This is a genomic window from Rathayibacter sp. AY1F8 (genome assembly GCF_002932165.1).
Lineage (GTDB): Bacteria > Actinomycetota > Actinomycetes > Actinomycetales > Microbacteriaceae > Rathayibacter.
Window position 1 is genome coordinate 56,784 of record NZ_PSVB01000004.1, and the last position, 22,050, is coordinate 78,833.

Below are 22,050 nucleotides of genomic sequence, written 5' to 3' on the forward strand. Positions count from 1 at the left end.
GGAGTGGTCCAGAGCGGAGCGGTCGATGGCGTCGGGCGATCTGGAGATCCCGCTCCTCCTCGGGCCGTCGCCGCGCGGCTCGGTCCGCGCCGGGCTCGCCGAGGCGCTGCGCCAGGCGGTGCTGGACGGGCGCTACCGGGCGGGCGATCCGATCCCGTCGAGCCGCGTGCTCGCCGAGCGGCTCGGCGTCTCGCGGGGCTCCGTCGTCGCCGCGGTGGATCAGCTGGTGGGGGAGGGCTACCTCGTCGCCCACCCGCGCGCAGCGGTGACGGTCGCCTCCGACGGACTGCTGGCGACGGCGCCGCAGGAGCCGCGGCCGGAGTCCCGGGAGACCGTCGTCCCGCCCGCCGCGGCGGACCTGAGGCCGGGCCGGCCGGACACCCGCGCCCTCGACACCCCGGAGTGGCGGGCCGCCTGGCGCCTGGCGCTCGCCTCGCCGCCCTCGGCGCCTCCTCGGGGTTCCGGGGACCCGGCCCTGCGGGAGCAGATCGCCGAGCAGCTGCGCCGGTCCCGCGGCGTCGACGTGCAGGCGTCGGACGTGGTGGTGACCAGCGGCACCGCGGGCGCCGTCGCGCTCCTGGCCCGCGCCGCCTCGGCCTCGCTCGGACGCGAGGTGCGCGTCGCCGTCGAGGACCCCGGCTACCCGGCCGTCCGGCGCCGCCTGCGCGCCGACGGGCACGAGGTCGTCGGCGTCCCGGTGCGCGGCGACGGCATCGACCTCGACGCTCTCGCGAGCTCCGGCGCGGACGTGGTCGTCGTGACTCCGTCGCACCAGTACCCGACCGGAGGCAGGCTCGCCCTCGCCGAGCGCCTGGAGCTGGTGCGCCGCGCGTCGGCCGGCCCCCTGCTCGTGGTGGAGGACGACTACGACAGCGAGTTCCGCTACGTCGGCGCCCCGCTGCCCGCGCTCGCCTCGCTCGACTCCGGCGGCGGAGTCGCCCATGTCGGGTCGTTCTCGAAGACCGTCTCGCCGTGGCTCCGCATCGCCTACCTGGCCGTTCCGCGGGCGTCCTGGCTCCGCGGGGCGCTGGCCGGCCTCGACGACGAGAAGGACGCCTCCGCCTCGGGTCCGACGCAGGCGGCGCTCGCGCAGTTCATGGCGAGCGGGGCGTTCCGGAGGCATCTCACGCGCTCGAGACGGCGCTACGCCCACCGCCGTGAGCTGGTCCACGCCTTCGGGGAGTCGGTGCCGTGGGGGCGCGCGAGCGGACTCGACGGGGGTCTGCACGTCGTCCTCTCCCTGCCCGCGCCTCTGGACGCGCACGCCGTCGCGGCCGCGCTGCTCCGGGAGGGACTGCTCGTCGCCACTCTGCACGAGTACGCCCTGTCGGGACGGGCTGCGACCGAGGCGCTGGTCCTCGGCTACGGCCATGTCGGCGACCTCGAGCTCGCTGCGGCGCTGGACCTCGTCGACCGGACCGTCCGCGCGCTCGCCGCCGGGGCCGTCCGTGGTATCCCTGGAGGATGACCCGCGACTCCGCCCTGCACATCACCGACGATCCCGACGCCGACGCGCTGCTCAGCCGCGACCCGCTGGCCCTGCTGATCGGGATGCTCCTCGACCAGCAGGTCGCGATGGAGACGGCCTTCTCCGGGCCCCGCAAGATCGAGGAGCGCCTCGAGGCGGAGGGCGCCTCCTTCGACGCCGCGTCGATCGCGGGCTTCGACGAGGACGCGTTCTCGGAGCTCTGCCGGACTCCGCCCGCGATCCACCGCTACCCGGCGAGCATGGCGGGGCGCGTGCAGGTCCTCTGCCGCGCTCTGGTCGACGACTGGGACGGCGACGCCGCGGCGGTCTGGACGCGCGACGAGCCCGACGGCCGCACGGTCCTCGCGCGTCTGAAGGCGCTGCCCGGCTTCGGCGAGCAGAAGGCGCGGATCTTCCTCGCCCTGCTCGGCAAGCAGCGCGGATTCTCGGGGGAGGGCTGGCGCTCGGCCGCGGGCGCCTACGGAGAGGAGGGCGCCTTCCGCTCGGTCGCCGACATCGTCTCTCCGGAGTCGCTGACGAAGGTCCGCGCCACCAAGCAGGCTGCGAAGGCCGCCGCCAAGGCGGAGAAGTAGGGCCGGGGGCGGCGGCCGGATGGATCGAGCGCTCGACGACGGTCCCGGTCGCCGTCTCCGCAGTCGCAGGCCGAGCAGCCCCACCCGATGATCCCCGCCGCCACCGCCCGGCTGCGCTTCCGCGAGATGACCGCCGAGGACCTCCCCGACATGGCGGACCTGCTCGGCGACCCGGTCGTGATGCGGTACTACCCCGCGCCGAAGGACCGCGAGCAGGCAGCCGCCTGGATCGAGTGGAACCGGCGCAACTACCGCGAGCACGGCTTCGGGCTGTGGATCGTCGAGACCCTCGACGGCGAGTTCGTCGGCGACGGCGGGTTGACCTGGCAGCGCGTCGACGGCGGGATCGAGCTCGAGGTCGGCTACCACGTGCGGGCCGGTCTGCACGGCCGCGGCTACGCCACCGAGGCGGCTGCGGCCTGCCGCGACCTCGCGATCGCCCACCGCCTCGCGGGACGACTCGTGGCGCTCGTGCACCCGGACAACGCCGCCTCGAGGCGCGTCGCCGAGAAGACCGGCCTCCGCGTGATCGCCGAGGACCGCGACGGCGGCGGACTCGTCCGCACCGTGCTCGGGATGCCGCTCGTCGGGCCCGGGCACCGGCCTCGGGAACGCTGACCGAACGCCTCCGACGGCTCCGGACCACCGCGCGCGGAGCAGGCCCTGGGCTGGAGCAGATCCTGAGCTAGAGCCGGTCCTCCAGCGTCGCGATCAGCGCCGCGCGGTCCTCGCGGAGGATCGAGGCCCCGCCCCCCGGCACGGTCCGCACCTCGACGCCGCGGCCGGCGAGGACGCCGCCCAGCGAGCCGTGGCCCAGCGGGTCCTCCGGCATCACGGCGAGCGTCGCCACGGGGAACGTCTCGGGGGCCTCGGCCGCACCCCGTGCCGTCAGCCCGACGGCGGAGTCCTGCTCCCAGAGCGCGTGGGCCGACACGTCGAGCTCGATCTGCTCGTCCGTCCAGATCGGGTGGCGGTGGCGGAGGGAGTCGGCGTCGCCCTTCTCGACGTGCGCGACCGAGCCGCCGCGGTGGAGCGCGCTCGTCAGTCCCCGGGCGTCCGAGAACGCGGGGTCGAGCAGGACGAGCCGGTCGGCGCCGTACTCGGGGGCGAGCCGGGCGGCGACGACGGCGCCGAGGCCGTGGCCGATGACGAGGTCGGGGGTCTGCAGCACCGAGGCGCGGACGTCCGACGCCCAGCGCTCCGGCGAGTACACGGGCGATGCCGGCGAGCCGCCGTGACCGGCGAGATCGGGGGCCACCACGCGGTAGCCGTGCTCGTGCAGCGTCGGGACCAGGGCGTACCAGATCCGGGAGTCGGAGCCGAGGCCGTGGAGGAGGAGCGCCGTCCGCTCGCCCGTTCCGCCGTAGTCGCGGACGAACAGCGCCAGCGGCTCGGCCGGCGCGGCGGCCAGCGCCTTCCGCTCGGCGCGGGTCGGCTCGAGCACGAGGGTGTTGCCGAACGCCTGCGGTGCCGGCCCGAACGCATCGCGCGCGCTGTGGATCACCTTGCGGCCGAGCATCGCGTTGCCGACGCCGCCCAGTGCCGCTCCGATCCCGAACGGCATCGCCCGGCCGACCAGGCCCGCGCCCTGCTGGGCGAGGAAGTGCTTGGCGAAGGACTTCTTCGCGCGGTCCGCCAGCTCGCCCACGAGGAAGGACGGCAGGCCCTTCGTGACCACCGAGCCCCAGTACTGGTTGAGGCCGCTGCCCCCGCCGACGGCCTGCCCGGCCACCTGGCGCACCATCTCGCTGCCGGAGGAGCCCATCATCAGCGTGAGCACGAGTACCCGCGCGCGGTCCGGGTCCTCGAGCGGGATCCCGTGCACCTCCGTCACCGACTGCGCGAAGAGCGCGCTCGCCTCCAGGAACCCCGCCGCTCCCGCGCCGGAGAGGGCCACCGAGGCGGCCGTGCCGATGCCGGGGACGACGGCGGTCGCCCCGATCGCCGCGCCTCCCGCGGCCACGCTCGAGAGGTACTGCCGCTCGAGCGACGTGATGATCTGCTCCGGAGTCGCCCCGGGACGCCGGCGCCGCAGCAGGCGGATGTTCGCCAGCACGGCCGGGCGCTGCACCGCGAGGAGCCGGTCGAGCAGCTTCGCCAGCTGCGCGTTCTCGGAGCCGTCGGCCTGCTCCACCTCGCCGGCCCTCTCCACGGCGCGCTCGCGCTTGCGGTCCTTCTGGGCCATGTCGTGCACTCCTGCGTCCTCGGGCGCCGCGTGCGGGAGGGGTCAGTCGTCGGAGACGGTGCCCTGGACGGGCGGGCCCTCGGCCGGCGCCGTGCTGCTCCGCGGTGTCGGCGCGTAGTCCTCAGCGTAACGCGCGAGCACCTCCTCGATCGGCGCGTCCAGCACCAGGCGGCCCTTGTCCAGGTAGAGGCCGCGCGTGCAGAAGCGGCGGAGGTCGCGCTCGTTGTGCGAGACGAAGAAGAGGGTGCGGCCGGAGGCGAGCAGCTCCTCGATCCGCGCGTAGCACTTCTCGCGGAACGCCCTGTCGCCGACCGCGAGCACCTCGTCCACCAGGATGATCGGCTCCTCGAGCCGCGACACGACGGAGAAGGCGATGCGCACCTTCATCCCGCTCGAGAGGTGCTTGTAGGGGGTGTCGAGGAAGTCGCCGATCTCGGCGAACTCGATGATCGAGTCGAAGCGCGCGTCGACCTCGCGCTTGGACATCCCGTGGAGACCCGCGGTCAGGTAGACGTTCTCGCGGACGCTCAGGTCGGCCACGAAGCCGCCGGTGATCTCGATGAGCGGAGCGACGCCCCCGCGCACCTCCACCGCACCCTCGTCCGGCAGCACGACGCCGGCGACGAGCTTGAGCAGCGTCGACTTGCCCTGACCGTTCCGGCCGACGACACCGATGGCCTCGCCCGCCCGCACCTGCACGTCGAGCCCGCGCAGCGCCCAGAACTCGCCGGGCCGCGAGCGGCGGGAGCGGCCGGCGAAGAGGTCCTTGAAGGAGCGGCGGCCCCGCCGGTTGCGGCGGAAGCGGATCCCGAGGCCGCGGCACTCGATGACCACCGGGGCGTCGGCCATCACAGCTCCTTCAGCACCGCGCGCTCGGAGCGGCGGAAGACGACGAGGCCCAGCGCCAGCACGAGCACCGAGATGCCCGCGGAGGCGAGGATGAGCGGGACGTCGAGCTCGCTCTCGAAGAACGCGGAGCGGTAGAGGGCGAAGATCCCGCTGAGCGGGTTGAGCGCCGCGAGCGGCCGGATCTGCTCCGGCAGGTTGGCCGTGGAGTAGATGATCGGCGACGCGTAGAAGAGGAACCGGAGGACGAGCTTCACGGCCCGCTCCAGATCGCGGAAGAACACCACGAGGGGGGCCACCAGCAGACCCACGCCGAGCGTGAGCACCGCCTGCAGCAGGATCGCCACGGGGAACAGCAGCGCCGCCCAGGTCAGGTGCGCGCCGGCGATCACGGCGAAGAGCACCAGCACCGGCAGGCTCGCCACGAACTCGATGCCCTTCGAGAGCACGATCCGCCCGACCCAGATGGTCCGCGGGATCGACGTCGACCGCACCAGCTTCGCCTCGCGGAGGAACGCGCGGGTCGCGTCGGAGGTCGCCTGGTTGAACCACATCCACGGCAGCAGGCCTGCGAGCAGGAAGACGATGTACGGGTCCTCGCCGACGGTCCGCTGGAAGACGACGGTGAAGACGAAGAAGTAGATGCCCGACATCACGAGCGGGTCGAGAACCGACCAGACGTAGCCGAGCGCGCTCGTGGCGTACCGGACGGTGAGGTCGCGCCTGGTGAGCAGCCAGAGGGAGTGGCGGTAGCGCCAGGCCCGGGAGCGCCGGTGGCGCAGGGCCGTCTCGGTCGCGAGGGTGTCGGCCGTGCTCACTGCGCGACTCCTCCCGTCGGCTCCGCCCGAGCCGGGGGAGGAGCCGGGAGCGTCAGACGAAGAGGTTCGCGCGCTCGAGGTCCTCGGCGAAGTCCACCTCGACGGCGTAGAGGTCGGAGATGTCCATCGGCTCGACGAGCAGGCGGTCCTGCTCGATCGCCAACTCTATGCCACGCTCGAAGTAGTCCTGGGCGTCGACCCGGGCGAGCTGGCGCACCAGCGCGGCCTTGTCGGAGGCGGACACGTAGTTGATCCCGACCGCCTCGCCGAGGCCGCCGCGCACCGTCTTGGAGAGCTCCTGGATGAAGCCCTCGGCGCTCGTCGTGTACTTGACCTCCTCGTCCGACACCTTCGAGGTGTTGACGGTGACGAAGGAGACGTCCTTCGCGATCAGCGCGGCCGCCCGGTCGAGGATGCGCGGGTCGAAGACGACGTCGCCGTTCATCCAGAGCACGCCGCCCTGCCCGCTCGCCTGCAGCGCGCGGAGGAGGCTCTTGGAGGTGTTGGTCTGGTCGTACTGCTCGTTGTAGACGAACGTCGCCGAGGGGAAGGCCTCGATGATGTGCTCGAGCTTGTAGCCGACGACGATGCTCACCGGGACCTTCGTGCCGAAGGCGTGGTGGATGTTGTCGAACTGCTGCTGCATGATCGTGCGCCCGTCGCTGAGCGGCGTGAGCGGCTTGGGGAGGGAGCGGCCGAGCCGGCTGCCCATCCCTGCGGCGAGGATGACGACGGTGGCGGGGCTGCTGCTCGTCGAACCTGTGTGCATCATCGTGTGTTCTCCTCGAATTAACCGCTGCGTCTCGATCTGATCGACTCCTCGGGTAGAGACCTAGTGTACAGTTCACGCCCCCCGGGGCCAGGGTGGTTGACCTCTCGCCGTGTCGCCGGGTGTCGGCGCGGGCGCCGGGGGCCTGCGGGCGAGTTGGTACCGTAGCCGGATGACGTCCGTGACGAACGCCGAGCCCGCTGAGGGTGCCGCGGATCCGGACGGCGCCTCGCCCGTCGTCTTCGAGCTGCACCAGCTGACCCGGACCTTCGGGAGGACGGTGGCGGTCGACCGCATCGACCTGGCCGTCCGCGCGGGGACCTTCTACGGGATCATCGGCCCGAACGGCGCGGGCAAGACCACCACGCTCTCGATGATGACGGGCCTCCTGCGACCCGACACCGGCCGCGTCCTCGTGCACGGCGTCGACGTCTGGAAGGACCCGTCGGCCGCGAAGCCGCTGATCGGGGTCCTGCCCGACCGCCTCCGGCTGTTCGACCGGCTCACCGGCGCCCAGTTCCTCGCCTACTCCGCCGCGCTGCGCGGCATCGACCTCGCCACGGCGAAGCAGCGCACGGTCGAGCTGGCCGAGGCGCTCGGCCTCTCCGACGCGCTGGAGCGCCTGATCTCGGACTACTCCGCGGGGATGGCGAAGAAGGTCGCCCTCGCGGCGGCGATGATCCACGCCCCGCGCGTGCTGGTCCTCGACGAGCCGTTCGAGTCGGTGGACCCGGTCTCGTCGGCCGCCGTGATCACCGTGCTGCGCCGCTTCGTCGAGGGCGGCGGCACCGTCGTCCTCTCCAGCCACGGGCTCGACTTCATCGAGCGCGTCTGCGACGACGTGGCCGTGATCGTCGGCGGGCGCGTGCTCGCCTCCGGGACGGTCGCGGAGGTCGCCGGCACCGCGACGCTGGAGGAGCGCTTCCTCGAGCTCGCGGGCGGCAAGCAGATCGCCGAGGGGCTGCAGTGGCTGCACGACTTCTCCGGCTGAGGATCGACGTCCTCCTGGGCGCGTTCCGCTCCGGGCCCGCGCGCTCGGCCGGCGCGGTCCTGGGCGTGCTCGTGGTCGTCGCGGTGACGGCCCTGCTGATCGCGGCGATCGGCGCTCTGCGCTCCTCGGACGCGGCGGCGGGCGCTCTCGTGACCGCCGGTGGCCTCGTCTCCGTCGGCTTCCTGGTGCTGCCCTTCCTGCTCGGCCCGCTCGACCCGATGGATCCGCGCGCGTTCCGCCTCTTCGGCCTTCCGCCGCTCCGCCTCGCCGGGGCGCTCGCCCTGGCCGGCCTCGTCTCGGTCCCCACGCTCGCCCTGCTGGTGGTCGGGCTCGCGAGCGCGCCGCTCGTCCCGGGCGCAGGCGCCTTCGCCGTGGTCGGCCCGCTCCTCGCGGTGGCGACGGCCTCGCTGTTCGCGCGGATCGGCCTCGCCGCCTCCTCCGCCCTCGTCCCCTCCCGGACCGCCCGCGAGCTGCTGGCCGTCCTCGGCCTGGTGCTGATGCTGGGCGGTCCCGCAGCCCTCGGCGCCGCCGCGCTGGTCGACACGGGGGACACCCCGGTGCTCGAGCGCTGGGGCGCGGCGATGGGGGCCACTCCGTTCGGCGCGGCGTGGATGATCGCCCCGGCCGCCCGGACCGGCGACGCGCTCGGCCCGCTCCTGCTGGCACTGGCGACGCTCGTCGCGGCGGGCGCGCTCTGGTGGCTCGTCGTCCGCCTGCTGACGGAGCGCCCCGAGCGCACGCACCGGCCGCCGCGCGGCCTCCGGCTGGGCTGGTTCGACGTCCTCGGCTCGACCCGGACCGGCGCGATCGCGGCGCGCAGCATCACCTACTGGCTCCGGGATCCGCGCTATCAGGCGTCGCTCGTCGCCGTGCCGGTGCTGCCGGTCGCGGCCCTGCTGCTGCTCGCGGTCGTCGGCGTCCCCTTCCCGCTGCTCTCGCTGCTCCCGGTCCCGCTGATCGCGCTGTTCCTCGGCTGGTTCCTGCACAACGACGTCGCCTACGACGGCTCGGCGTTCTGGCTCCACGTGGCCGCGGGCGTCCGCGGATGGTCGGACCGGCTCGGCCGCGCCTTCCCGACCCTCCTGCTCGGCGTGCCGGTCGTCGTGCTCGGCTCGCTGATCAGCAGCGCGACCTCGGGTCTCCCCGATGCGCTGCCCGTCGTGCTCGCGGTGAACACCTGCCTCCTGCTCGTCCCCGCCGGCGTCGCCAGCGCCGTCTCTGCACGGCTCGCCTATCCGGCTCCGCGCCCGGGCGACAGCGCGTTCACGCAGCCGCAGGCCCCCGGAGCCAGCGGCGCCGGTCCGCAGTCCCTGGCGTTCGGCCTGGGGCTGCTCCTCTCGGCTCCGGCCGTGGTGCTCGGCGTCCGGGCCCTGTTCGTCGACCCGGAGGCGGCGGGCGACGCCGTGCTCGTCGGCTTCGGCAGCGCCGTGGTCGTCTTCGCCCTCGGCGTGCTCCTCGGCGGCCGGCTGTTCGAGCGCCGCGCGACCGAGCTGGTCGCGTTCACCAGCCGCTACTAGCGCCGCCCGATCCGGAGCGCACGGCCGCGGGCCCGGGCTCCGCGCGTAGGATCGTCGGCATGATTCCGCGCGTCCAGAACAGCAGCACCGACCCCCTCGAGGGAGGCGGAGGAACCGCCACGCTCGACCGCGAGCTCGAGGAGCTCCTCAACCAGGAGTCCATCGAGCCGGGCGACCACGAGCGCTTCTCCCACTACGTGCCGAAGGACAAGATCCTCGAGAGCGCCATCACCGGCAAGCCGGTCCGCGCGCTCTGCGGCAAGAAGTGGCTCCCTGGCCGCGACCCGGAGAAGTTCCCGGTGTGCCCGGCCTGCAAGGAGATCTACGCGAAGATGAAGTGAGCTCCCGCCCCGCTCACTCGTAGCGGGTCGGGATGACGGGCTCGCCGCGGCCGAGCCGGAGCGCGTCGATCGGCAGCTCGAGGACCGCGTTCGCGTGGTGCGCGCGGGCGGCCGCCACTCCCTCGATGCCGAGGTGCTCGGGACGGATCGTCCCGTCCTCGATCAGGGGGACGAGCAGCGCCCGCTCGCCCTCGCCGACGGCGCCCTCGGGGCCGGCGCCCACGTGCACGACCTCGGCCTCGGCGATCCCGTCGTCGGAGAGCAGACGGCCGGCGGCCTTCCGTCCGCCGATCGACGCCTTCGAGACCGACTTCTTCGCCACCGCGACCCACTCGCCCGCGTCGTCCTCGTGCGCGACCAGCTTGTAGACCATGCCCGCCGTCGGGTGGCCCGAGCCCGTCGCCACCGAGGTGCCGACGCCGTAGGAGTCGACCGGTGAGGCCGCGAGCGCGGCGATCCCGTACTCGTCGAGGTCGTTGGTGACGGTGATGCGCGTGCCGGTCGCGCCGAGCGCGTCCAGCTGCTGCCGGACGGCGGCCACCTGCTGGGGGAGGTCGCCGGAGTCGATGCGCACAGCGCCGAGGCCGGTGCCGGCGACGCGGACCGCCAGGTCGACGGCGGCTGTCACGTCGTAGGTGTCCACCAGGAGGGTCGTGCCGGGGCCGAGCGCGGCGACCTGCGCGCGGAACGCCTCCTCCTCCGAGTCGTGGAGGAGGGTGAAGGAGTGCGCGGAGGTGCCCATCGTGGGCACGCCGAAGCTGCGGCCCGCCTCCAGGTTCGAGGAGGCGCCGAATCCGGCGATGTAGGCGGCGCGAGCCGCGGCGACGGCGGACCGCTCGCCGGCGCGGCGCGAGCCCATCTCGGCGAGCGGTCGCCCGTCGGCGGCCGAGACCATCCGCGCGGCGGCGCTCGCCACGGCGCTGTCGTGGTTGAGGACGCTGAGCACCAGGGTCTCCAGCAGCACGCCGTCGGCGAAGGGCGCCTCGACGATGAGCACGGGGGAGCCCGGGAGGTAGACCTCGCCCTCGCGGTAGCCCCAGACGTCGCCCCGGAAGCGGTAGTCGGCGAGCCAGTCCAGCGTGCGGGAGTCGACGACGCGGTTCTCGCGGAGCCAGGACAGCTCGTCGTCGCCGAAGCGGAAGCGCGAGATCAGCTCGAGGAGCCGGCCGGTGCCCGCGAGCACGCCGTAGCGGCGTCCGGGCGGGAGGCTCCGGGCGAACACCTCGAACATGCAGCGGCGGTCGGCGGTGCCGCTGCCGAGGGCGCCCTCGACCATCGTGAGCTCGTACCGGTCGGTGAGGAAGGCCGTGGAGTCCATCCGCTCAGTGTTCCACGGCCGCCGCCGCGCGGCCCAGGCGCGGGTGCCGGGGCTTGCGCACGCCGCCGGGCCCGGGAGCGGCGTGCGGCCGGGACCGGGCCGCAGGGCGCGGGTAGGCTGTTCCTCCGTGACGGACGCACCGCTGGGCATCTTCGACTCCGGAGTCGGCGGGCTCACCGTCGCCCGCTCCGTGATCGATCAGCTGCAGAACGAGTCGATCGTCTACCTCGGCGACACCGCGCACTCGCCCTACGGCCCCAAGCCGCTCGCCGACGTCCGCGCCTACGCCCTCGACACCCTCGACACCCTGGTCGACCAGGGCGCCAAGCTGCTCGTCATCGCCTGCAACACCGCCTCGGCCGCGATGATGCGCGACGCCCGCGAGCGCTACACGCTCGGCCGCGGCATCCCGGTGATCGAGGTCATCCAGCCCGCCGTCCGCAGCGCTGTCCGCGACACCCGCAACCGCCGCGTCGGGGTGATCGGCACGGTCGGGACGATCCGCTCCCGCGCCTACGACGACGCCTTCGTCGCCGCGCCGGACCTGCAGCTGTTCACCGCCGCCTGCCCGCGCTTCGTCGAGTTCGTCGAGGCGGGCGTCACCTGGAGCGACGAGCTGCTCGCGGTGGCGGAGGAGTACCTCGCGCCGCTCAAGGCCGCGGGGGTCGACACGCTCGTCCTCGGCTGCACCCACTACCCGCTGCTGCGCGGTGCCATCGCGTACGTGATGGGGCCGGACGTCCGCCTCGTCTCGAGCGCCGAGGAGACCGCGCTCGACGTCTACCGGACCCTCGTGGCGCACGGCCTGCAGCGCACCTCCGCCGCCCCTCCGACCTACCGGTGGGAGGAGACGGGCTCGAGCGACTTCGTCCGCCTCGCCCGCCGCTTCCTCGGTCCGGAGGTCTCGAGCGTCGACCTCGTCGAGACCGGCACCATCAACCTGCGCGAGCTCGACCGGGCCGCGCTCCCGCACGATCGAGGGAGACCCGAGTGACCGACAGCACCGCATCGAAGGCCGCGCGCAAGGACGGGCGGGCGCCCGACGAGCTGCGCACCGTGACGATCGAGCGCGGCTGGAGCACCCAGGCGGAGGGCTCCGCGCTCGTCTCGTTCGGGAACACCAGGGTGCTCTGCACCGCCTCCTTCACGAACGGCGTGCCGCGCTGGCTGCAGGGCAAGGGCAAGGGCTGGGTCACCGCCGAGTACGCGATGCTGCCCCGCTCCACCAACTCCCGCATGGACCGCGAGTCGGTCAAGGGGAAGGTCGGCGGGCGCACGCACGAGATCTCGCGGCTGATCGGCCGGAGCCTCCGCGCGGTGGTCGACACGAAGGCGCTCGGCGAGAACACCCTCGTGATCGACTGCGACGTCCTCCAGGCCGACGGCGGCACCCGCACCGCGGCGATCACCGGCGCCTACGTGGCGATGGCCGACGCGATCGAGTGGGCGCGCGGCAAGAAGTACGTGGGGCAGAAGGCGCAGCCGCTGATCGACAGCCTCTCGGCCGTGTCCGTCGGCATCATCGACGGCGTGCCGATGCTCGACCTGGCCTACGTCGAGGACGTGCGCGCCGAGACCGACATGAACGTCGTCGTCACCGGACGAGGCCTGTTCGTCGAGGTGCAGGGCACCGCCGAGGGGGCCCCGTTCGACCGCCGCGAGCTCGACGCCCTGCTCGACCTCGCGGTCGCCGGTGCCTCCGACCTCGCCCGCATCCAGGCCGAAGCGCTCGCCGCGGAGCCCGGAGCGTGAGCCTGGACCTCGTCCTCGCCACGCACAACGCGGGCAAGGTGGAGGAGTTCCGCGCCATGCTGGCCGGCGCGCTCCCCGGAGTCGGCGTCCGCGCCTACGACGGACCCGAGCCCGTCGAGGACGGCGTGAGCTTCGCCGAGAACGCGCTGACCAAAGCGCGCGCGGCGGCGGCGCACACCGGCCTCGTGGCGCTCGCGGACGACTCCGGGATCTGCGTCGACGTCCTCGGCGGCGCGCCGGGCATCTTCTCGGCCCGCTGGTCGGGACGCGCGCACGACGCGACGGCCAACCTCGAGCTCCTCCTGGCGCAGCTGCACGACGTGAAGGCGGAGCACCGCGGTGCGCACTTCAGCTGCACCATCGCCCTCGTGGTGCCGGACTCCGTGCTCCCCGGCGGGCAGGAGACGGTGGTCGAGGGCCGCTGGGACGGCGCGATCGCGACGGCGCCGCGCGGTGCGAACGGCCACGGCTACGACCCGGTGTTCGTCCCCGAGGCCGGGGCGCTCACGGCGGCCGAGCTCGCTCCTGAGCAGAAGAACGCCCGGAGCCACCGCGCCCGCGCCTTCACCGCGCTGCGCGCCGAGCTCGCCGCCCTGTCCGCCCGGCTCTGAGCCGGCGGGTTCCCACCGCGGGATGCCACTCCGGTGCACGCCTGCCGGCGTGCGGTGTGCCGGAGTGGCGTCTCGCGGAGGCGGAGGTCAGGACTTCGGGTGCTTGTCGTCCAGGGTGTCGGCGTCGAGCACGTAGGCGGCCGACTCGGTCGAGTCGGTCTCGGGGTCGGCGGCGAGCTTCGCCTTGCGCTGCTGCTGGAAGAAGTGGAACAGCGTCGGCACCAGCGCGAGCACGACCGCGCCGATCAGGATCACGTCGATGTAGTGCGAGACGAAGTCGGCGACCGGCGGGATGAAGGCGAGCAGCCACCCGATCAGGGTGACCCCGCTGCCCCAGATCAGGGCGCCGATGAGGTTGTAGAGGCTGTACTTGCGGTAGTTCATGTGAGCCACGCCGGCCGCGATCGGCGCGAAGGTGCGGACGATCGGCACGAAGCGCGCGAGGATCACGGCGAGGCCGCCGAAGCGCTCGAAGAACGCGTTGGTCCGCTTCACGTTCTCGATGCTGAAGAAGCCGGACTCCTTGCGCTCGAAGATGCGCGGGCCGGCCTTGTGCCCGATCAGGTAGCCGACCTCGCCGCCGACGAAGGCCGAGAACCCGACGGCCAGGCAGATGAGCCAGATCGGGACGCCGAGGCCGCCGTTCGACGCGTTCTCGTGCGCCAGCAGGCCCGTGATGATCAGCAGCGTGTCGCCCGGGAAGAGGAAGCCGATCAGCAGTCCGGTCTCGGCGAACACGATGAGGCAGACCACGAGCACGCCCCAGGGGCCGAACGAGGTCAGGATCGTCTCCGGATCGAGCCAGGGGACGAGGGCGGCGTGGTTCAACGGATCTCCAGTCGACGGGGGCCGGTGGCCGGTCGGCGGTCACGCGAGCGCGCTCAGCGTACCGGCCGATCCCGTGCGGAAGGAGGGACTCGAACCCTCACGCCTCTCGGCACAGGAACCTAAATCCTGCGTGTCTGCCATTCCACCACTCCCGCGTGCGGGCTCCAGTGTAGGAGGAGGGCTCCGCGCCTCAGCCGCGGGAGGCCGCCCGGGGGAGGTACCGCGGGATCCAGCGGGCGAGCGCCCCCGCTCCGCCCAGACCGAGCACCCCCATCACGACGGCGGCGAAGGGGAGGGAGACGAGGGCGGTGAGCGCCGACACGACGATCGGGGCGGCGGCGTTGCCCGCGTCACCGGTGAAGCGGAACGCGCCGAGGAACGGGGCCGGATCGGCCGGGGGCGCGAGATCGGCGCCGATGGTCATCAGGATCCCGGAGCCGATGCCGTTCGCGGCCGCGAGCACGCAGGCCACGGCGACGAACCAGGGCACCGGATCGAGGGCGAGCACCGAGGCGGCGAGGGCGAGGTGGCCGAGCCCGAGGCCGATCATCGAGGGGATCGCGGTGGCGCCCCGGCCGAAGCGGTCCATCAGCTGGCCGCCGGCGTAGAAGAGGGCGAAGTCGAGCGCGCCGGCGATGCCGATGATGATCGCGGTGTCGGTCTCGGCGAGCCCGATGCTCACAGCCCAGAGGGGGAGGATCAGCGTCCGGCTCGCCCGCAGCGCCCCGATCACGGCGGCGCCGGTCCCCATCCGAGCGAGGACCCCGCGGTGCTCGCGCAGCGTCCCGAGCAGCGACTGCGGCGACTCCGGGACGGTCGCCGACGCCTCCGCGGCGACCACGTCCTCCGGAGCGGCGCGGTCGGCCGCGGCCTGCGCCCGCCGCAGCACCGTCGCGGGGTCGGGCACGAGCAGCAGAACCACGACCGCCGCCACGCAGCAGACGATGTGCACCCAGAAGACGGACTCGACGGAGCCGGTGAGGTGCACCACCCCGGCCGCCAGGAACGGGCCGATCAGCCAGCCCGCGCGGAACGCCCCGGCGAGGGCGCTGAGCGCGCGGGCGCGGTGCGTGATCGGGACGAACGACGTCATGAACGCGTGGCGCGCCAGCGCGAAGACCGCGGTCGCGAGGCCGATCACGAAGACGCCGATCGTCAGCCCGACCCACGACGTCGAGAGCAGGCACACCACGAGCCCCAGGATCGACGCGGCCGAGGCTCCGAGCATCGCGCCGCGCTCGCCGATCCGCGAGACGATCCAGCCGCTGGGGATGTCGCCCGCCAGCTCGCCGATCATGATCATCCCGGCCACGAGGCCCGCCAGGGCCAGCGTCGCGCCGAGGTCGCCGGCCGCGGCCGGCAGGAGGGGGATGATCGCCCCCTCGCCGATGGAGAAGAGGAGGGTGGGGAGGAAGGTCGACAGCAGCAGCGGCCCGACGGGGAAGGGGCGCGGAGCGGTGCTGGTCACCGTCCCCAGGGTACGCCCGGGCCGGAGGGCGGCCCCCGGCCCCCGGTAGTCTGGACGCACCATGCTGGACAACGACTTCACCGAGCAGATCACTGCTCTCCGCTCCACCTTCGCCGACATCCGCGCCGTCATCGACGTGGACGGCCTCCGCTCGAAGATCGCCGAGCTCAGCGAGCAGGCCGGCGCCCCCGACCTGTGGGACGACACGGCCAACGCGCAGAAGGTGACCAGCGCCCTCAGCCACCGCCAGTCCGAGCTCGCGCGGATCACCGCGATCGACCGGCGCTTGGACGACCTCGAGGTGCTCGTCGAGATGGCGAACGAGGCCGAGGACGCCGAGTCCGAGCAGGAGGCGATCGCCGAGCTCTCCTCCCTCCAGAAGGTCATGGGCGAGCTCGAGGTGCAGACCCTGCTCGACGGCGAGTACGACGACCGCCCCGCCGTGGTGACCATCCGCGCGGGAGCGGGCGGCGTCGACGCCTCCGACTTCGCCGAGATGCTCATGCGCATGTACCTCCGCTGGGCCGAGAAGCACAAGTACGCGGCGACCGTCATGGACGCCAGCTACGCGGAGGAGGCGGGCATCAAGTCGGCCACCTTCCAGATCGACGCCCCCTACGCCTTCGGCACGCTCTCGGTCGAGGCCGGAACCCACCGCCTCGTGCGGATGAGCCCCTTCGGCGCCGCGGGCAAGCGCCAGACCTCCTTCGCCGCGGTCGAGGTCATCCCGCTGATGGAGGAGGCCGGGGCGATCGAGATCCCGGACAACGACATCCGCGTGGACGTCTTCCGCTCCTCCGGCCCCGGCGGCCAGTCGGTGAACACCACCGACTCCGCGGTGCGCCTCACCCACCTGCCCACCGGCACCGTCGTGTCGATGCAGAACGAGAAGAGCCAGATCCAGAACCGCGCCGCGGCGATGCGCGTGCTCCAGTCGCGGCTCCTGCTGCTGCAGAAGGAGCAGGAGGCGGCCACCAAGAAGGAGCTCGCCGGCACCATCACCGCGAGCTGGGGCGACCAGATGCGCAGCTACGTCCTCGCTCCGTACCAGATGGTGAAGGACCTGCGCACCGACCACGAGGTCGGCAACCCCTCGCACGTGTTCGACGGCGATCTGGACGGCTTCATCGCCGCCGGGATCCGCTGGCGGAAGTCCTCCTAGCGCGGCTCGGGCGCGTCCCCACCGACGCGCCGCGCGCCCCCTCGGCGGACTCTTCGGGATCGTCGCTTACCCTCGTACCGACATGATTCGCTTCGACAACGTCTCCAAGCAGTATCGGGGCGGCACGAGACCCGCCCTCAACGCCATCGATCTCGAGATCCTCCGGGGCGAGTTCGTCTTCCTCGTCGGCGCCTCCGGCTCCGGCAAGTCGAGCTGCCTCCGCCTGATCCTCAAGGAGGAGCGCCCCTCCTCCGGGTCGATCCACGTGCTCGGGCAGAACCTCGGCAAGATCTCGAGCCGCAAGGTCCCGTACTTCCGCCGCAACATGGGCGTGGTGTTCCAGGACTTCCGGCTGCTGCCGAACAAGTCCGTCTTCGACAACGTCGCGTTCAGCCTCCAGGTGATCGGCAAGTCGAAGGGCTACATCCAGGAGGCCGTCCCGGACACGCTCAAGATGGTGGGCCTCGCGGGCAAGGCGTCGCGCCTGCCCCACGAGCTCTCCGGCGGCGAGCAGCAGCGCGTGGCGATCGCCCGTGCCGTCGTCAACAAGCCGGCCGTCCTGCTGGCCGACGAGCCCACGGGCAACCTCGACCCGACCACGAGCGCCGGAATCATGGCACTGCTCGAGCGGATCAACGCGGGCGGCACGACCGTGATCATGGCGACCCACGAGGCCGGCATCGTCGACCAGATGAAGCGCCGCGTCATCGAGCTCTCGGCAGGCAGCATCGTCCGCGACGAGAGCCAGGGCGGCTACGGCCAGACCGAGAGCATCACCGTTGTCCACGACGGCGTCGTGGTCGTGGCGGCCGACGACCACGCGGTCGCCGAGCAGCCCGCGCCCCCGGCGATCATCGACAGCGAGCTCGCGCCCGCCGAGGTCCCCGAGATCGACCTGCGCCAGGAGGCCCCGGCCCCGCCGCCCGAGCCGGCCCGCCTCTCGCAGACCGCCGCCCAGCCCCGCGTCCCCGAGGGCCGCCGCTCCGCCGCCGTCGAGCCGGAGCGCGAGCCGGAGCCGGCCGCCGAGCCCGCCGCCGCCCCGCGCGTCGTCGAGCTGCAGAGCCAGACCGGTCCGATCTTCCTCCCCGCCGACACCGGCGCCCTGCCCGAGGAGTCGCTCGCCGCGCGCCTCGGCCTCCGCGCCCACGCGGGCGAGGGCGACGAGACCGGCGACGACCAGCAGAACGTAGGACCCGTCAAGTGAGATTCGCACTGATCTGGTCGGAGGTCGCCAGCGGCCTCCGGCGCAACGTCTCCATGGTCGTCTCGGTGATCCTGGTGACCTTCATCTCCCTCACCTTCGTCGGCACGGCGATCCTGCTCCAGATGCAGATCGGCCAGATGAAGAACTTCTGGTACGACAAGGCGCAGGTCGCGGTGTACATGTGCACCGCCACCTCCGGCGGCTCGAACTGCAGCGGCTCCGACGCCACCGCCGAGCAGATCGACGCGGTGCAGGGCCAGCTCGAGGGCGCCACGCTCGCGCCGTACATCGACCGCTCCTACTTCGAGGACCACGACCAGGCCTACGCGAACTTCCAGGAGCAGTTCGCGGGCAACCCGGTCGCCGAGTACGTCACTCCCGACCTGCTCAACCAGACCTTCTGGATCAATCTGAAGGACCCGACCCAGTCGGACGTCATCGTGGAGAGCCTGTCGAGCGTCTCGGGAGTCGAGAGCGTCACCGACCAGCGGCAGTACCTCGACCAGATCTTCTCGATCCTCAACGCGGCGAGCTACACAGCGATCGGCATCGCCGTCCTGATGCTCGTCGCGGCCGTGCTGCTCATCGCCACCACGATCCGCCTCTCGGCGTTCTCGCGGAGACGGGAGCTGGGCATCATGCGGCTCGTGGGGGCCTCGAACCGGTTCATCCAGACCCCGTTCATCCTCGAGGGGGTCTTCGCCGCGCTGGTCGGCTCGATCCTTGCGGGAGTCGCGGTGGTCGCCATCGTGCAGGTCTTCGTGCAGGGGTTCCTGGCGTACCGGATCCCGCTGACCTCCTTCGTGGGACTCGACGACGCTCTGATCGTCGTGCCGATCCTGATCGTGGTCGGCATCGTCCTGGCCGCCGTCTCGGCGAACGTCGCGATCGCGCGGTACCTGCGGGTCTGATCCCGGACCGGACGTATACTGGTGGGCTGTCCCGTTCGGGGCGGCCCACCGGTGCATCGCCCCGACGATGCCCGCCCCCTTCATCCGCTCGCGACCCGAGGAGCAGCCGTGCCCAGAGAACAGGGACAGAAGGTCGTCGCGACCAACCGCAAGGCGCGCCACGACTACCTCATCGAGGACACCTACGAGGCGGGCCTCGTGCTCACCGGCACCGAGGTGAAGTCCCTCCGGGCCGGCCGCGCCTCGCTGGTCGACGGCTACGCGTTCGTCGACGGGGGAGAGGCGTGGCTCGACGCCGTCCACATCAACGAGTGGGCCCAGGGCACCTGGACGAACCACCCGCCGCGCCGCAAGCGCAAGCTGCTGCTGCACAAGGCGCAGATCCTCAAGATCCACAACAAGGTGAAGGAGGGCGGGTACACGCTGATCCCGCTCTCGCTGTACTTCAGCGACGGCAAGGCCAAGGTCGAGCTGGCCGTGGCCAAGGGCAAGAAGGACTACGACAAGCGCCAGGTCCTCCGAGAGCGCCAGGACCGCCGCGAGGCGGACCGTGCGATGTCGACCCGCCGCCGCCTCGGCGAGTAGGCCCCGGCGGGCACTGTCCGACGGGTGCCGCGCAAGCCTCTTCTTCGCGCCCCGTGCTTTGGGAGACTGGGGCGCGTGACCTCCCCCGAGAACAGCGCCCCCGCCGCCCTGAGCGCCGCCGACGAGAAGACGCGGTGGCGCGCCTTCGCGGTGAGCGTCGGAGTCGCGGCCATCACGATCCTCGACCTCTCGAAGGTCAACGTCGGCCTGCCGTCGATCGAGCGCTCGCTCGGAGCGGACGCGAGCCAGCTGCAGCTGATCGTCGCGGGCTACGCGCTCGCCTTCGGACTGGCGCTCGTGCCGGCCGGTCGGCTGGGCGACATCCGCTCGCGCCGCCTGCTGTTCCTCATCGGGCTGACCGCGTTCACGGTGACGAGCCTGCTCTGCGCGCTCGCGCCGTCGATCGAGCTGCTCGTCGTCGCGCGCTTCCTGCAGGGCGTCGCCGCGGGCATCCAGATGCCCCAGGTCCTCGGGCTGGTGCAGCAGATGTTCACCGGCGCCGAGCGGGCCCGGGCCTTCGGGGTCTTCGGCGCGACCATCGGCCTGTCGACCGCCTTCGGCCCGACCCTCGGCGGCCTCCTGATCGCGATCGGCGGCGAGCAGGACGGCTGGCGCCTGCTGTTCTGGATGAACATCCCGCTGGGCGTCGCCGCGCTGGTCTTCGCCTGGAAGCTCATCCCGAAGAAGCGCTCGCGGCCCGAGGGAGACCGGTCCCTCGACCCGGTCGGCCTGCTCCTGCTGGCGGTCGCGATCTTCGCGTTCATGCTGCCGTTCCTGCTGACCACGGGCTCCTCCTCGGACTCGCCCTACCGCTGGTTCTGGCTGGTGCTCGCCGCGGCCGCCGCCGCCGTCTTCGTGCGCTGGGAGGCGCACTACGCCGCGTCGGGGCGGACGCCCGTCATCGACTTCCGCATCTTCCGGACCAGCTCCTATCGCAACGGCATCCTGGTCGCGACCTCCTACTTCGCCGCGATCCCGGCGACCTTCCTCCTCACCACGCTCTTCCTCCAGCAGGGGCTCGGCCTCGAGCCGGTGTTCGCCGGCATGGTGAGCATCCCGTTCGCGCTGACCTCGGCGGTGACCGCCTGGTACGGCGGCAAGCTCGTGCAGCGCTACGGCCGCGCACTGGTGGTGCTCGGCATCGTGCTCGTGGTCATCGGCTTCACGCTCGTGCTGCTCGCCGCCGAGCTCCTCCCGGCCGAGACCGCCGCCTACGGCATGGGTGCCGCGATGCTCGTCGCCGGGGCCGGAGGCGGCTTCGTCGTGTCGCCGAACCAGACGCTCACCCTCGCCGAGATCCCGCCGGCGCAGGGCGGCGTGGCGGGCTCCGTGGGCCAGCTCGGCCAGCGCGTGGGCACCGCGGTCGGCACCGCCTGCGCCTCCGCCGTCTTCTTCGCGACCCTGGCGAGCGAGCAGGGGATGGCGGAGGGGCTGGACCGGTACCACGACGCCTTCCGCAACGGCTACTTCGTCACCCTCGGGCTGATCGCGCTCGCGCTCGTGCTGGGTCTGCTCGATCTGCGCCGCCGCCGGGTGACCGCCCGCGGAGCTGAGGTAGACTAGGACCCGTAACTCCACAGTGTGCGACGAACGACCCACTCCAGCGGCCTCCGGGCCGTCGAGTGCTCGCGGGGATGATCGGTTTCGACATTGCCTGCGAAACTGCGAGAAGCGGGTCGAGGATCCAGGGTCATCTCGTCAACGATCCCTGGAAAACACAGGTGCCGAACAGAAGCGCACCGACTTCGCTCTCGCTGCCTAAGCCAGAGTAGATAGTCCGTCAGCCCGTGGGTGCGTCCTCGCCCCGGATCCTGGCGTCATCTAGAGGACTTGCTGCGTCGTTACGCCTGAGGGCGACGCGGGACTTGCACTCGGGCTGGGCCCGTCGACCGATGCGCCGATGGTAACGGTCGGGGCCGAGCAGAACGCTCTCATCGGCTACACCCGTAGAAGGCGCAGAATCACAGCGATGGACGGGGGTTCGATTCCCCCCATCTCCACCACCGGTCGTCGTCGCACACTGGGAGCTCCGCTCCGCCGCCCTCACGACGGTCGCACGTCGAGCTGTCTGATCCGCCCGTAGAGGGTGAGCATCGCCAGCCGGTCGTCGTCGTCGTGCGCCGGGCCGGCGAGAGCCTGCGGCGGGGCCCAGTCCCGGTAGAGCACGCCCGGCGCCAGCACGGCGACGGCGGTGCCGGCCGGGTAGTGGGCGCTGCGGTCCACCGGCAGCTCGGCGAACGCGTCGGGCAGGAGCCGGTGCAGCACGTCCAGCAGAGGACGGAGCCGTGCTGCTCGCGCCTCGTGCACGGAGAGGGTCACGGCGTTCATCGCGGCGAGCGCGGCCACCAGGTGCTCGGCGGCGTCGTCGTCGTCGCACCGCTCGGTGACCAGCAGCGAGACCACACCGCGCGGCTTCAGCCAGCCGAGCGTGGCGGCCTCGTCGTCGCCGTCCACCGAGACGACGCGGTCGAAGGCGTGGGCGTAGTCGTGCAGGAGCCGCGACCAGACGTCGCCCGGGCCGGGCCCGTCGACCTGCGCGACCGCCTCCGCCGCGGCGAGCAGGGAGCTCTGCCGGCGGAGCCTCGGGAACAGGCTGTCCGCCGGTCCCCAGTGCTGCTCGGCCGTGCGCGAGCGCTCGGGGGGTTCCTGGTCGTGCCGGTCCTGCATGTCGACTCCTGAGCCG

At 72.7% G+C, this 22,050-nt stretch carries 22 protein-coding genes, 1 tRNA gene and 1 other RNA gene; 15 read left to right on the plus strand and 9 right to left on the minus strand.

The genetic code is table 11. The features are described 5' to 3' along the window. Positions 1 to 25: 25 nt before the first annotated feature. The 3 genes from C5C35_RS04765 (at position 26) to C5C35_RS04775 (ending at position 2,679) form a co-directional block, all read left to right on the plus strand. Entirely contained in the window at positions 26 to 1,468 is a 1,443-nt protein-coding gene (locus C5C35_RS04765; protein WP_181134094.1) for a PLP-dependent aminotransferase family protein, read from the plus strand. Continuing rightward, entirely contained in the window at positions 1,465 to 2,061 is a 597-nt protein-coding gene (locus tag C5C35_RS04770; RefSeq protein WP_104223574.1) for an HhH-GPD-type base excision DNA repair protein, read from the plus strand. The genes C5C35_RS04765 and C5C35_RS04770 overlap by 4 nt, the downstream gene beginning before the upstream one ends. Positions 2,062 to 2,148: 87 nt before the next feature. Continuing rightward, positions 2,149 to 2,679: a GNAT family N-acetyltransferase gene (locus tag C5C35_RS04775; protein ID WP_104262678.1), complete on the plus strand. Its 531-nt coding sequence runs from the start codon at positions 2,149 to 2,151 to the stop codon at positions 2,677 to 2,679. Positions 2,680 to 2,746: 67 nt separating this feature from the next. Here C5C35_RS04775 and C5C35_RS04780 read toward each other — a convergent pair whose 3' ends face one another. From C5C35_RS04780 to C5C35_RS04795, 4 genes are read right to left on the minus strand one after another with little or no spacing between them, the layout of a single operon-like run. Continuing rightward, positions 2,747 to 4,246: an alpha/beta hydrolase gene (locus C5C35_RS04780; RefSeq protein WP_104262679.1), complete on the minus strand. Its 1,500-nt coding sequence runs from the start codon at positions 4,244 to 4,246 to the stop codon at positions 2,747 to 2,749. A 42-nt stretch (positions 4,247 to 4,288) separates the two neighbouring features. Then, positions 4,289 to 5,095, minus strand: a complete 807-nt coding sequence (locus C5C35_RS04785; protein WP_104223571.1) for an ABC transporter ATP-binding protein — start codon at positions 5,093 to 5,095, stop codon at positions 4,289 to 4,291. Continuing rightward, entirely contained in the window at positions 5,095 to 5,910 is an 816-nt protein-coding gene (locus tag C5C35_RS04790) for an ABC transporter permease (RefSeq protein ID WP_374953048.1), read from the minus strand. The genes C5C35_RS04785 and C5C35_RS04790 overlap by 1 nt, the downstream gene beginning before the upstream one ends. 52 nt (positions 5,911 to 5,962) lie before the next feature. Beyond that, positions 5,963 to 6,679 (minus strand): NTP transferase domain-containing protein, encoded by a 717-nt coding sequence (locus C5C35_RS04795; RefSeq protein ID WP_104226983.1) that lies wholly within the window; start codon positions 6,677 to 6,679, stop codon positions 5,963 to 5,965. A gap of 172 nt (positions 6,680 to 6,851) precedes the next feature. Here C5C35_RS04795 and C5C35_RS04800 point away from each other — a divergent pair, with 172 nt between their 5' ends. Genes C5C35_RS04800 through C5C35_RS04810 form a run of 3 tightly spaced genes read left to right on the plus strand, consistent with a single transcriptional unit; the run spans position 6,852 to position 9,528 of the window. Continuing rightward, entirely contained in the window at positions 6,852 to 7,670 is an 819-nt protein-coding gene (locus C5C35_RS04800; protein ID WP_104223570.1) for an ABC transporter ATP-binding protein, read from the plus strand. Continuing rightward, positions 7,646 to 9,187: an ABC transporter permease gene (locus tag C5C35_RS04805; RefSeq protein WP_104262680.1), complete on the plus strand. Its 1,542-nt coding sequence runs from the start codon at positions 7,646 to 7,648 to the stop codon at positions 9,185 to 9,187. The genes C5C35_RS04800 and C5C35_RS04805 overlap by 25 nt, the downstream gene beginning before the upstream one ends. A 59-nt stretch (positions 9,188 to 9,246) precedes the next feature. Continuing rightward, the gene (locus C5C35_RS04810; RefSeq protein ID WP_104223568.1) at positions 9,247 to 9,528 is read left to right on the plus strand and encodes a DUF3039 domain-containing protein; all 282 of its coding nucleotides are present in this window, start codon (positions 9,247 to 9,249) and stop codon (positions 9,526 to 9,528) included. 13 nt (positions 9,529 to 9,541) lie between these two features. On the opposite strand, the gene C5C35_RS04815 is transcribed toward C5C35_RS04810, so the two are convergent. Then, on the minus strand, positions 9,542 to 10,846 hold the full coding sequence (locus C5C35_RS04815; RefSeq protein WP_104262681.1) for a nicotinate phosphoribosyltransferase: 1,305 nt from the start codon (positions 10,844 to 10,846) through the stop codon (positions 9,542 to 9,544). Between the two features lie 127 nt (positions 10,847 to 10,973). Between C5C35_RS04815 and murI the strand changes: the two genes are divergently transcribed. Genes murI through rdgB form a run of 3 tightly spaced genes read left to right on the plus strand, consistent with a single transcriptional unit; the run spans position 10,974 to position 13,209 of the window. Continuing rightward, positions 10,974 to 11,840: a glutamate racemase gene (gene murI / locus C5C35_RS04820; protein ID WP_104223566.1), complete on the plus strand. Its 867-nt coding sequence runs from the start codon at positions 10,974 to 10,976 to the stop codon at positions 11,838 to 11,840. Beyond that, positions 11,837 to 12,598 carry a ribonuclease PH gene (gene rph, locus C5C35_RS04825; RefSeq protein WP_104233199.1) on the plus strand — a complete coding sequence of 254 codons (762 nt, stop codon included), beginning with the start codon at positions 11,837 to 11,839 and terminating at the stop codon, positions 12,596 to 12,598. The genes murI and rph overlap by 4 nt, the downstream gene beginning before the upstream one ends. Beyond that, positions 12,595 to 13,209, plus strand: a complete 615-nt coding sequence (gene rdgB, locus C5C35_RS04830) for an RdgB/HAM1 family non-canonical purine NTP pyrophosphatase (protein ID WP_104262682.1) — start codon at positions 12,595 to 12,597, stop codon at positions 13,207 to 13,209. The genes rph and rdgB overlap by 4 nt, the downstream gene beginning before the upstream one ends. A gap of 87 nt (positions 13,210 to 13,296) precedes the next feature. On the opposite strand, the gene C5C35_RS04835 is transcribed toward rdgB, so the two are convergent. The 3 genes from C5C35_RS04835 to C5C35_RS04845 form a co-directional block, all read right to left on the minus strand. Beyond that, a complete protein-coding gene (locus tag C5C35_RS04835; RefSeq protein WP_104238166.1) occupies positions 13,297 to 14,037 on the minus strand; it encodes a DedA family protein in 741 nt (246 codons plus the stop codon). A 74-nt stretch (positions 14,038 to 14,111) separates the two neighbouring features. Further along, a tRNA-Leu gene (locus C5C35_RS04840) sits at positions 14,112 to 14,192 on the minus strand. 35 nt (positions 14,193 to 14,227) lie between these two features. Continuing rightward, a complete protein-coding gene (locus C5C35_RS04845) occupies positions 14,228 to 15,505 on the minus strand; it encodes an MFS transporter (protein WP_244230655.1) in 1,278 nt (425 codons plus the stop codon). Positions 15,506 to 15,566: 61 nt separating this feature from the next. On the opposite strand from C5C35_RS04845, the gene prfB reads away from it, so the two are divergent. From prfB to ssrA, 6 genes are all read left to right on the plus strand, one after another. Next, positions 15,567 to 16,667, plus strand: coding sequence for a peptide chain release factor 2 (gene prfB, locus C5C35_RS04850; RefSeq protein ID WP_104226967.1), 1,101 nt, complete (start codon positions 15,567 to 15,569; stop codon positions 16,665 to 16,667). A gap of 82 nt (positions 16,668 to 16,749) precedes the next feature. Then, positions 16,750 to 17,871, plus strand: a complete 1,122-nt coding sequence (gene ftsE / locus C5C35_RS04855; RefSeq protein ID WP_104233202.1) for a cell division ATP-binding protein FtsE — start codon at positions 16,750 to 16,752, stop codon at positions 17,869 to 17,871. After that, positions 17,868 to 18,782, plus strand: a complete 915-nt coding sequence (ftsX, locus tag C5C35_RS04860) for a permease-like cell division protein FtsX (RefSeq protein ID WP_104223559.1) — start codon at positions 17,868 to 17,870, stop codon at positions 18,780 to 18,782. The genes ftsE and ftsX overlap by 4 nt, the downstream gene beginning before the upstream one ends. Positions 18,783 to 18,890: 108 nt before the next feature. Then, positions 18,891 to 19,367 carry an SsrA-binding protein SmpB gene (gene smpB / locus C5C35_RS04865; RefSeq protein ID WP_104223558.1) on the plus strand — a complete coding sequence of 159 codons (477 nt, stop codon included), beginning with the start codon at positions 18,891 to 18,893 and terminating at the stop codon, positions 19,365 to 19,367. A 75-nt stretch (positions 19,368 to 19,442) separates the two neighbouring features. Then, complete coding sequence (locus C5C35_RS04870; protein WP_104223557.1) at positions 19,443 to 20,930, plus strand: MFS transporter; 1,488 nt, start codon at positions 19,443 to 19,445, stop codon at positions 20,928 to 20,930. Positions 20,931 to 20,997: 67 nt separating this feature from the next. Further along, positions 20,998 to 21,370, plus strand: a transfer-messenger RNA (tmRNA) gene (gene ssrA, locus C5C35_RS04875). A gap of 40 nt (positions 21,371 to 21,410) precedes the next feature. Here ssrA and C5C35_RS04880 read toward each other — a convergent pair. Further along, a complete protein-coding gene (locus tag C5C35_RS04880) occupies positions 21,411 to 22,034 on the minus strand; it encodes a hypothetical protein (protein ID WP_104262683.1) in 624 nt (207 codons plus the stop codon). Positions 22,035 to 22,050 lie beyond the last annotated feature (16 nt).